Here is a 10,861-nt window from a genome sequence, read left to right as displayed (position 1 = left end):
CCTGAAGATGCAGATGATCATCAAGGCAATGAAGGATCCGCGCTCCTGGGACTGGTCCGAGATCGCCAATGTCATGCGCCAGTGCAACGACTACATGATCCGCTACACCACCGACTTCACCTTCGAGGGCCACCTGGTCGAAAGCTGGGAGGTGAGCGACGACGCTGTCGAATATACGCTGCATCTGCGCAAGGGCGTGAAGTGGTCGAATGGCGACGACTTCAACGCCGACGACATCGTCCACAACATCGAGCGCTGGTGCGACAAGGCGGCCGAAGGCAATTCGATGGCCGGGCGCATGAACTCCCTCATCGATCCCGCCACCAAGAAAGCGGCAGCCGGCGCCATCACCAAGGTCGACGACCACACGGTGAAGCTGAAATGCCAACAGTCCGACGTCACGATCATTCCGGGCTTTGCCGATTATCCGGCGATCATCGTCCATCGCGACTTCGACAAGGACGGCGGCGACATGCTCAAGACGCCCGGCACCGGCCCCTATGAGCTGATCTCATACAAGGTCGGCGAATCGGCCGCGGTGCGGCGACGCAAGGACTTCACCTGGTTTGGGGGCGACCCCTATCTCGATGGCGTCGACTGGACCGACTACGGATCGGACGCGTCCAACCCCGCCATCGCCAGCGCCTTCGAGGCCGGTGAGATCGATTGCAACTACCAGACGGTGGGCGGCACGGTCGACCTCTATGACAGCATGGGCCTGGTCAAGGAGCCGGTCGTCACGGCCGGAACCATCGTGCTGCGCACCAATGTGACCAACAAACCTTATGACGACAAGCGGGTGCGCAACGCCATCCAGCTCGTGGTCGACAATGAGACGGTGCTGAAGCTCGGCTATAGCGGCCTTGGACAGGTCGCCGAAAACCACCATGTCTGCCCGATCCATCCGGAATATTACGCTTTGCCGAAAGTTCCACGCGATCTCGCCAAGGCCAAGGCGCTGATGGCCGAGGCCGGCCAGACGGATCACGAGTTCGAGCTGATCTCCTACGATGCGGACTATGTGAAGGACCCCGCCGACGTCGTCGCCGCGCAGATGCGCGAGGCCGGCTTCAAGGTCAAGCGAACCATCATTCCAGGTTCGTCGTTCTGGAACGACTGGACGAAATATCCGTGGTCGACCACCGATTGGGGCATGCGGCCGCTCGGCGTCCAGGTGCTGGCGATCGCCTATCGCAGCGGCGAGGCCTGGAACGAGTCCGGCTACGCCAACCCGGAATTCGACAAGAAGCTCAACGCGGCGCTCGCCATGGCGGATGTCGACAAGCGCAAGGAACTGATGAAGGACGTCGAATTCATCCTGCAGGACTCCGGCATCCTCGTCCAGGCGTTCTGGCGCTCGCTTTACCGGCACCATGCGACCTATGTGAAGAACCTCGGCATGCATCAGACATTCGAACTGCAGCTGGATAAGGTCTGGCTCGACAAGGCCTAGGCCGGGCCGGTCACGGCAAAAAAAGCCAGGGGCGCATGTTGCGCCCCTGGGGGGTCACTGGGCGACTCTGATTGACCAGCCAGCCAAACAGATCTCCAAGGCGCTTCTCGAAAGCGCAAAGAAGAAAAGTCGCCGAACCAAGGGAAGAAACATGCGTACTCATGCACAAGCCGTCGTCATCGGCGGTGGTCTGATTGGCTGCTCGATCCTCTATCATCTTGCCAAGTTCGGCTGGACGGATGTCGTCCTTCTGGAGCGCAGCGAACTGACCTCCGGCTCCACCTGGCACGCGGCGGCCAACATCCACGGCCTGCATGATTCCACCAACATCAGCCGCCTCCAGCACTACACCATGGCGCTCTACAAGGAACTGGAAGCCGAGACCGGCCAGGGCTGCGGCATCTTTCAGCCGGGCTCGCTCTATCTGGCCCAGACCGAGGCGCGCGAGCATCAGCTGAGGCTCCAGGAAGCCAAGGCGCGGCGCTACAAGATGAATTTCTACGAAGTCGCGCGCGACGAGGCGGAGCGGCTGCATCCGCTGGTCGACTTCGACGGCATACGCTGCATCATGTACGAGCCGGAAGGCGGCAATGTCGACCCGTCCGGCGTCACCGCCGCCTACGCCGCCGGCGCGCGTCAGCGCGGTGCCGAGATCCATCGCTTCAAGCCGGTCACCGCCACCGAGGCGCAACCCGACGGCAGCTGGATCGTGCGCACGCCGAAGGGCGACATCCACACACAATGGGTGGTAAACGCCGCCGGCCTGTGGGGCAGGGAGGTCGCCGCGATGGCTGGCCTGCAACTGCCTTTGATCCCGACCGAGCACCAGTATTTCGTCACCGAGACCATCCCGGAAATTGCGGCCATGGGCCGCCGGCTGCCTTCGGTCGCCGATCGCGATGGCGAGTACTATCTGCGCCAGGAAGGCCTGGGGCTGCTCATCGGCGCCTATGAGCGCAAGATGAAGTTCTGGGCTGAGGACGGCACGCCGCTGGATTTCGGCCATGAACTGTTTCCCGACGATCTCGACCGTATCGAAGAGAACATGCTGCGCGCGATCGCGCGCGTCCCGGCCGTCGGCACCGCCGGCGTCAAAAAGGTGATCAACGGACCGATGATCTGGTCGCCGGACAGTGCCGTGCTGTTCGGACCGGTGCCCGAACTGAGCAACTATTTCTGTTGCAACGGCATAATTCCCGGCTTCTCGCAGTCGGGCGGCATGGGGAAGCTGGCGGCCGAGTGGATGATCGAGGGTGAACCTTCGCTCGACATGTTCGCCTGGGACATGGCGCGCTTCGGCCACTGGGCCGGCAAGGCCTTCACCAAGGCCCGCGTCCAGGATCAGTACAGCCATCGCTTCAAGATCCACTTCCCCAACGAGGAACGCGCCGCCGGGCGGCCGGTGCGGACCCGGCCTGCCTACGACATGCAAAAGGGAATGAACGCTGTTTTCGGTCTCAATTTCGGTTGGGAGCACCCGCTGTGGTACGCCGCCGAGGGCGAGCCGCGCGAGGAGACGATCGGCTTCACGCGCCAGAACTGGTGGGGACCGGTGGGCCGCGAGGCGCGCATGCTGCGCGAACGCGCCGGCATCATCGACATCTCCAATTTCGCCAAATACGAGGTCAAGGGCGCTGGTGCCGAGGCCTGGCTCAATGCGCTGTTCGCCAACCGCATGCCGACAAAGATCGGCCGCTCCTGCCTCACGCCGCTGATCGGCAAACGCGGCGGCATCGCCGGCGACTTCACCGTGACCAGGCTCGCGGACGACGAATTCATGGTCATCGGCTCCGGCATGGCCGAGCGCTTCCATCTACGGTTCTTCAAGGCCGTCCCCTTGCCCGAGGGCACGACGTTCCGCTCGCGCACCGAGGACCTCTGCGGCTTCAACGTAGCGGGACCGAGTTCGCGCGACCTGCTGCAGCGCCTGACCAATGAGGATCTGTCGAACGAGGCGTTCCCCTTCATGCAGTCGCGCCGGACCACCGTCGCCGGCATCGATGTGGTGGCGCTCAGAGTGTCCTTCACCGGCGACCTTGGCTGGGAACTGCATTGTGAAGCCACTGACCAGGTCGAGCTTTACGGCGCGCTACTCAAGGCCGGCAAGGAAGTCGGCGCCGGACCGGTCGGCTCGCGCGCGCTGATGTCGCTGCGCGTCGAGAAGGGCTATGGCAGCTGGAGCCGCGAATATTCGCCCGAATATTGGCCGCAGGAGGTCAAGTTCGATCGCCTTGTCAAACTGGACAAGGGCGCGTTCCTCAACCGCGATGCCTACGCTGCCATCGCCGGCAAGCCGGTACGCGATGAGCTCATCATGCTGTCGATCGACGCCAGGGATGCCGACGCGACCGGCGGCGAGCCGATCTTCCTCACCGACGGCACGCCGATCGGCCAGGTATCTTCAGGCGCCTACGGCTATTTCGTCGAGCAGTCGCTGGCGCTTGGCTATGTCAAAGCGGGCTCCGCCAAGGCCGGCGACAAGGTCTCGGTCGCCATACTGGGAAGGCCGCATGAGGCAATCCTGCTGCCGCATCCGCCATTCGACCCCGAGGGCAAGCGGCTGCGCTCGTAGAAGCTCGGCCACCCGTTCGCCCAGTGAGCCAACTGACGAAAACCGAAGCCGGCCGGAGACGCCGGCGGAGCTGAACGAGGAAGATTTTCGACCACCTGAAAACAAAGGGGGATCGCATGATCAAACGGCATCTGCTGGGCACCATGTTTGCCCTCATTCTCACGTCCTTCACGCACGCGGCGAACGTCAAAGCGATCAATGACGATGCGTGGCTTGCCGAAGGTCCGATCTGGTATCAGGACAAGCTCTTCTACGTTGAACACGGCCGCGGCTCCGTGGACGTGTGGGACGGCAAGAAGAACGCGATCTTCTGGAAGATGGACGGCTGCGGCCCTTCGGCTGTACTGCCGACAACGACCGGCGAGTTCCTCGTTACTTGTTATGACAACAACACGATCGGCCGCATCTTCGCCGACGGCAAGTCGCTGCCGGCCTATGACAAGGACACGGACGGCAATCCGTTCAGCGGACCGAATGATTTCGCGCCCGACAAGGATGGTGGCATCTATTTCACCGGCTCCGGCAAGGGCGGGCCGTTGATCGATGCCGCGACCTGCACAACGCCAATGGTCTCGTCATCTCGAACGACGGCAAGATGCTCTATCTGGTCGAGACCGAGGACAACCGGATCATCATCGAGTTCGATGTCCAGCCCGATCACGCCCCTGAACAACCGCCGCGTCTTCCTGCGCCTCGATGATCTGTTCCCGAACCAGCCGCACATCTGGCCTGACGGCATCAAGATGGACAAGGCGGGCGAGATGTATATCGGCCAGAGCCCACGCTCGCTCGGTGCGCCAGGCAAGATCCTCGTCGTCGATGAGGGCGGCAAGCTGCGGCGCACGCTTTCAGTGCCGTCGCCATCCGTGCCGAACTTTGCCTTCTAACCCGACGAGAATGTGCTCTACGTCATGGCGCTCGATCAAATCGATGCCGTGCCCTGGTACGGCAAGGTCTACGAGATTCCAAACAAATAGCGCGTTCACTGACGGACGGGTGAAGGCTTCGCCCGACCGGTCCGGTTGATGGCGTCAGCCGCCGAACCGATCCAGCCAATGTTGGGCAAGGTCCGAGCGGCGGCAAATCCAGATGTCTGGATTGGCCTTGATCTTGTCGAGGAAGCGGGCGAGCCCGATCATGCGGCCCGGCCGTGCTGCCAGCCGGCAGTGCAGCGACACTGTCATCATGCGTGGCGTCCGTTCCGCTTCGGCCAGCAGCCAGTCCACACCATCGCTGACATATTCGAAGAACTGGCTGCCTGTCTCCAGGCCGGAGCCGCGCGAGAACCGGCTGTCATTGTTGTCGAAACTATGCGGCACCACCAGATGCCGCTTGGCATCGACGTCGACGAAATAGGGCAGGTCGTCATTGTAGTCGTCGCAATCGTAGAGGAAGCCGCCATGTTCGGCCACCAGCCGCCTTGTGTTGAGGCTGGGCCGGCCGGTGTACCAGCCGAGCGGGCGAATGCCGGTCAGGCTCTCGACGGTATCCACGGTCATCGCGATGTGATTGCGCTCCTCGGCCTCGCTCAACGGCGCGTAATCGATCCAGCGCCAGCCATGGCAGACGATGTCACTGCCAAGTGCTGCGATCGCCTTGCCGGCCGCCGGATTGAGCTCGAGCGCGCGCCCCACCACGTAGAATGTCGGGATGACGTCCTTGTCCTGAAACAGCGAGGCGAGCCGCCAGATGCCGACGCGTGAGCCATATTCGTAGAGCGATTCCATATTGCGGTTGCGCAGACCCGGCACCGCCGGAGACACGGCAAGATCCGACAGAATCGCCTCGGAGACGCCGTCGCCCTCGTCGATGCTGTATTCGGCGCCTTCCTCATAGTTGACGACGATGTTGAGCGCCAGCTTGGCGCCGCCGGGCCACTGCGCGGCAGGCGGCTTGTCGCCATAGCCGATAAAGTCACGGGCAGGCAAATACGGCATCTCTCAAGTCTCCCGAGGCTTCTGTCGCAAAACATGCGGTAGCCAACACTATCCGCCGTGCATGTCGATCAGTATGCGCAGTGCCCGATCCATTATCTCTTGCGGGCCGACCGTCGCGCGCAAACAGTCCGTGAGGCCGTAGCCGCCCAGGCCGCGCACAATGATATCGGCGCCCCATAAGGCCTTCTCTGCGGCCTCCGCGGCGGCTTCGTCGGAGAAGCGGATCAGCACGAAGTTCGTCCGGCTCTCCGGGACGTCATATCCTTTAGCCCTCAGCTCATGCGCGAACTGGTCGCGAATCCTCGCTGTGCGGGCCACGGTTTCTCGCATATAGGCCTGGTCCTCCACGGCCGCGACGGCCATTGCTAGGCTTGTCATTGTGACCTGGTTGGAGTTCTGCATCTTGCGCACTCCGGCCGCGACCGAAGGCGGAAACACCCCCCAGCCAACGCGCGCGCCGGCCAGGCCATAGGCTTTGGAAAGCGTGCGCAGCACGACCGTATCGCCACGCGCGACCAGCGCAAAGATCGGTTCGGGGTCTTGGTCGTCGAACTCGCCATAGGCCTGGTCGATCACCAGAAGCACATCCTGCGGCAAGGCGGCGCGCAAGCGCAGCAGCTCGGCGTTGCGGATGCGGGTGCCGGTCGGATTGCCGGGATTGCAGACGAACGCGACCCGCGTTGCCGGCGTGATGGCAGCCAGGATGCTGCCGGTCGAAACGGTGAAATCGTGCTCTGCCGCCTTGATGTAGGCCGCACCAACACGCGCGGCGGCGGAGGCTGCGAAATTATAGGCATAGGCCGTGCCCAGCACCTCGTCGCCTCGTCCCGCAAAGGCCGCGATGGTGCAGCTGATCAGGTCCATCGAACCGGCGCCGCACAAGATCAGATTGGGATCGATCCCATAGGCCTGCGCGATCGCCTTGCGCAGTGCAGTCCAGTCCGGATCAGGATAGAGATGGCTGCGGGCAATCGCGTCCTGGCCGGCGGTGATCGCCCTGGGGCTGGGTGGGAAAGCGCTCTCGTTCTGGGCAAGGGTTGTCCGGTCGCAGCCGCCGAAACTTGCCAAGGCAAAGGCGGACATGGCCTCGACATGAGCGGCAGCTTTCAGAGGCATGGGTGGTCCATGGGAATGTTCCTGTCGGCCATCTTGTGAACCACCGTTGCCGGACCGGCTCGTGGGACAAGTTACAAATCGCCTGCGCGTTCACAAGCAAAAACTAATCGTGCATAGGGCCCGAAATTCTGGCCCACTTTAGGACGCAAAACGCCCGGTCAGCACGAGAGCGGAAGAAAAGATGACGGTATGCTTGCACCTCGAAAAGGCGTTGCCGAAAGCCGTCAGACAACTGACCGAAATCTGGTCGCAAGAAGATCGGCATCATCAAGTGACGGGAAGCGTCGACATGCGGTTGGGGGAGATTTCGCGCTTTTTTTCGGATCTTCGCGCACTCGACGTCGTATCTCCAGTCTGCGGCAGTTCGTTTCACGGCCTCTCAATGGACGCTGACCGGGCCTGAGAATAGACTGCTACTGCGATCAGCGTCAGCAAGCCGATGAACCAATATTGCCAGGCTTGCGACAGGCCCAGGAAAACCATCGACGAATTGACTTCCTGGATCAGGACGGCGCCAAGCAGCACGCCGATGAAGCTGCCGCGTCCGCCAAAGAGACTGGCTCCGCCGAGGACCACTGCGGCAATGCTGCCCAGCGTGTATTCGATGCCCTGATTGGGATCGCCGATGCCGAGCTGCGCCACCACCATCATGCCCCCAAGCGCTGTGAGCAAGCTGCCGGCGATGAACGCGCCGACGACGGTCCAGCCTGTGCGCACACCAATATGCGCCGCCGCTTTCTCGTTGGAGCCAACGGCGCGCAAGCTCATCCCCCAACGGCTGTAGCGCAAGCCGACTTCGAGGATGATCGCCAGGACCAACGCGACGATGAACACGACCGGAATGCTGCCGATAGTGGCTTTGATGGTATCCATGACGGTGGCGCTGATGGCCCCATCGGGATAGGGCCTCAGCAACACCGAGATGCCCTGAATGATGATGTAAACCCCTAGCGTGGCGGCAACGGAGGTGAAGTTCCCGAACCGAACCAAAGTCCCGTTGGTCAGGCCGACGAGGGCTGCGGCGCCAAAAACGGCCAACACGCCAACGATTATCGTTGCCATGCCGGCACCTTCATTCAGGAAGAATGACGCGATGACGAGGCTCAAGCCGATCAACGGACCGACCGACAGATCGATCCTGCCGGTGAACACTGCGCACATCTGGCCAAACGAGACGAACGCCAGCGCAGCGGAAAGGAACAGGATCTTCTCGATGTTGAAGCCTGAGACGAAACGAATGTTGTGGCCAGACGCTACCACGCCCAGCAGCACGATTAGCCCGGCAAGCACGAAGCTTGGAACATAGTCGCCGGCAGCAACCATTCGCAGCCATGAACGCGTAGTGCCGAATCTGTCTCGTTCTTGCTGGTCGGTCTTGCGATGGGTGGTGGCCGTTATCATGGTCCGGCCGATATTGGCCTCGTTGACGTCTTGGCCTGAGAGTTCGCCCACGACGTGCCCGCGGGAGAAGACCAGCACGCGGTCGCATACGCCCTCAAGCTCAACAATATCGGATGAGACGATCACAACCAATGTCCCGCGCGAAGCGACGTCACGCAGGATGCGATAGATTTCGGCGCGGGCACCCACGTCAACCCCGGCTGTCGGCTCCTCTGCCAGCACGAGTGAAGCCTCTGCCAGGAGAGCTCGTGACAGGATCGTCTTTTGCTGGTTCCCGCCAGACAGCGTGGCGACATTCTGCTCGATCGATGCCGCGCGAATGTTCAAGTCCACTCGCTGGGCTTCCATTTGCCGCCGTTCGAGCGGACGGTCCACGACGCCAAAGTTCGCGAAACGTGACAGGGCCGAGATGGTACCGTTTTCGCGCACGGAAAGACTGGGAAAAAGGCCTTCATGCTGGCGGTCGGGAGACAGATAGATAATGCCGGCACTACGAGCGGCACCCGGGTTGCCGAGCGGCACGGTCTTCCCGTCCAGAGTGACGGCTCCACGGGCATTTCCAAGACCTGCCAGCGAACGCAGGAAGTCGCTCTGGCCGTTTCCGGTAATGCCGGCGATACCAACGATCTCGCCGCCACGCGCCGACATATTGATGTCTACGAAATCAGCGCCCGAAAGCCCTTTGACCTCAAGAATACTTGCGCCATTCAAGACACCGGCTGATTTGAGCGGAAATTGCTTGGTGACGGTGCGTCCGACAATGAGGTTGAGGATTTGGTCATCACTGACATCGCGCATCGGTGCCGATCCCTTCACTTCACCGTCACGCATGACGGTGACCGTGTCTGCGATCTGCCTGATTTCCTGCAGCCGATGCGAAATGTAGATGACCGCCGCGCCCCGAGTCGCTGCTTCGCGCACGTTGCGAAACAGGATGTCGACAAGGTCGGCTGTCAAAGCCGCGGTGGGTTCGTCAAGAATGAGGATCTTTGGGTCGATCGCAAGCGCCTTGGCAAGTTCTATCAGTTGGCTTTGCGCGATGTCGACATCGCACAGCCGGGTCTTGGGGTGAACGGCAGAGCCAACACGACGGAGTTGGGCGATTACCCAGTCATTGGCATAATCCGTTCGAAGCGCTGCTGGAACTGCAAGCAGCAGGTTTTCAGCCACCGTCAGATCGGGAAGCACCGCCGGATGTTGATGCACGATGGCGAGCCCGAGCCGTTGCGCCTGTGCCGCGCTAAAGCGATCTACAGATTGTCCACATATTTCAATCGAGCCCTGATCGTAGCTCAAAGTGCCGGAGGCAATGCCCATCAATGTCGACTTGCCTGCGCCATTTTCTCCCAGAAGCGCATGAACCTCGCCGCATCGGGCCACAAACGAAATGTCCTTCACGGCGACGACATGGCCGAAACGCTTCCACACGCCTTGCATGCGCAATCCCAACGGGCTGTCCAACGCAGTACTGGTCGGCGTTGCCATGTCAGACTGAAGCTGCTCGACGGTGGCCATGGGTCGATCCTCCTAAGTGACTTCCATCATCCTCCTTGAGGAGATGAAGGGGCGGACAGAAGCCCGCCCCGTTTGGCTCGAGATCAGAGACCGCCCTTGAGGGCTGCCAGGACCTGTTCGTCAGTCAGGCTGGTGCCGTTTGAAGCGGATTCCGGAAGCTTCGGATTGCAGAAAACAGTTCCGGCAAGCGAATCCTCGAGCTGGAAGTTCGTCACTTCCTTCACACCGGCCTCAGCCACCGTATGTTTGGTGCCGTTGGGGTCGGTTATGACGAGCGGCTGATCCATCTTGCCGCCGGCTGCCTCAGCGATCGCCCAGCGTACGGCCAGACGCACGTTCCACTGCTCGGCGCTGTTTGTCGTGTACTGGAAGGCGGACTTGGCGTCGGCATCGTGCAGCTTCTTCCAGGTGCAGCCGAACACGTTGGCGTCTTCACCGGCGATCAGCGGAAGTGGCCGACCAGCCCGTTCGAAAACGCCCGAGGCGACAACGCCCATGCTGAGGTCCGCGATCACACCGTCGATCTGCGGATACTGGGCAATTAGCGCGCCCAGCGATTTGGCGACCATGCTGGAATCCCAATTCGTCACTTCGAACGGCTTCTGTCCGATCTGGACGATGCCCGGATAGTCCTTGAAAGCTTCGAGGATGCCATCAGCGCGCTCACGGCTCTGACTGGTTCCGGCAGGCCCGCCGAGGTAGGCGACATTTCCCTTGCCGTTGAGGGCCTTGGCCATCCATTTGCCCCAGTCGACGCCATCCTGGTGGAAGTTCGTGCCGACGAAAACGCTGTAATCCTTGCCTTCCTCGCCGCCGACACGGGCCCGGTAGGGGACGACGGTGCTGCCTTGCTTGAAGGCATCGCCT

General features: G+C 61.7%; 7 protein-coding genes. 3 read left to right on the top strand and 4 right to left on the bottom strand.

All coding sequences use genetic code 11. The annotated features are described in order from the left end of the window. The 3 genes from EN939_RS08580 to EN939_RS08570 form a co-directional block, all read left to right on the top strand. Nucleotides 1–1,453, top strand: a 1,453-nt coding sequence (locus EN939_RS08580) for an ABC transporter substrate-binding protein (RefSeq protein WP_164750919.1), incomplete at its 5' end; no start/stop codon positions are given. Nucleotides 1,454–1,604: 151 nt separating this feature from the next. Next, nucleotides 1,605–4,025: a GcvT family protein gene (locus EN939_RS08575; protein ID WP_127267677.1), complete on the top strand. Its 2,421-nt coding sequence runs from the start codon at nucleotides 1,605–1,607 to the stop codon at nucleotides 4,023–4,025. Nucleotides 4,026–4,141: 116 nt separating this feature from the next. Continuing rightward, nucleotides 4,142–4,912, top strand: a complete 771-nt coding sequence (locus EN939_RS08570) for an SMP-30/gluconolactonase/LRE family protein (RefSeq protein WP_127267676.1) — start codon at nucleotides 4,142–4,144, stop codon at nucleotides 4,910–4,912. A gap of 144 nt (nucleotides 4,913–5,056) precedes the next feature. Here EN939_RS08570 and EN939_RS08565 read toward each other — a convergent pair whose 3' ends face one another. From EN939_RS08565 to EN939_RS08550, 4 genes are all read right to left on the bottom strand, one after another. Next, a complete protein-coding gene (locus tag EN939_RS08565) occupies nucleotides 5,057–5,962 on the bottom strand; it encodes an allantoinase PuuE (RefSeq protein WP_127267675.1) in 906 nt (301 codons plus the stop codon). 48 nt (nucleotides 5,963–6,010) lie between these two features. Beyond that, complete coding sequence (locus EN939_RS08560) at nucleotides 6,011–7,078, bottom strand: pyridoxal phosphate-dependent aminotransferase (protein ID WP_236382674.1); 1,068 nt, start codon at nucleotides 7,076–7,078, stop codon at nucleotides 6,011–6,013. A 369-nt stretch (nucleotides 7,079–7,447) separates the two neighbouring features. Continuing rightward, a complete protein-coding gene (locus EN939_RS08555; protein WP_206517115.1) occupies nucleotides 7,448–9,994 on the bottom strand; it encodes an ATP-binding cassette domain-containing protein in 2,547 nt (848 codons plus the stop codon). An 83-nt stretch (nucleotides 9,995–10,077) separates the two neighbouring features. Continuing rightward, on the bottom strand, nucleotides 10,078–10,861 hold a 784-nt coding region (locus EN939_RS08550; RefSeq protein ID WP_127267674.1), incomplete at its 5' end, for a substrate-binding domain-containing protein.

Origin of the sequence: Mesorhizobium sp. M7A.F.Ca.CA.002.05.1.1 (genome assembly GCF_003998335.1) — a bacterium.
Lineage (GTDB): Bacteria > Pseudomonadota > Alphaproteobacteria > Rhizobiales > Rhizobiaceae > Mesorhizobium.
The sequence above is the reverse complement of the archived record's forward strand: the minus strand, read 5'-3'. Positions and strand labels throughout refer to the sequence as shown.

What these genes read in the sequence shown, in the direction of transcription:
- EN939_RS08575 (WP_127267677.1), top strand. Translation starts at nt 1,605, where the DNA reads ATGCGTACTCATGCACAAGCCGTCGTCATCGGCGGTGGTCTGATTGGC.
- EN939_RS08570 (WP_127267676.1), top strand. Translation starts at nt 4,142, where the DNA reads ATGATCAAACGGCATCTGCTGGGCACCATGTTTGCCCTCATTCTCACG.
- EN939_RS08565 (WP_127267675.1), bottom strand. Translation starts at nt 5,962, where the DNA reads ATGCCGTATTTGCCTGCCCGTGACTTTATCGGCTATGGCGACAAGCCG.
- EN939_RS08560 (WP_236382674.1), bottom strand. Translation starts at nt 7,078, where the DNA reads ATGCCTCTGAAAGCTGCCGCTCATGTCGAGGCCATGTCCGCCTTTGCC.
- EN939_RS08555 (WP_206517115.1), bottom strand. Translation starts at nt 9,994, where the DNA reads ATGGCCACCGTCGAGCAGCTTCAGTCTGACATGGCAACGCCGACCAGT.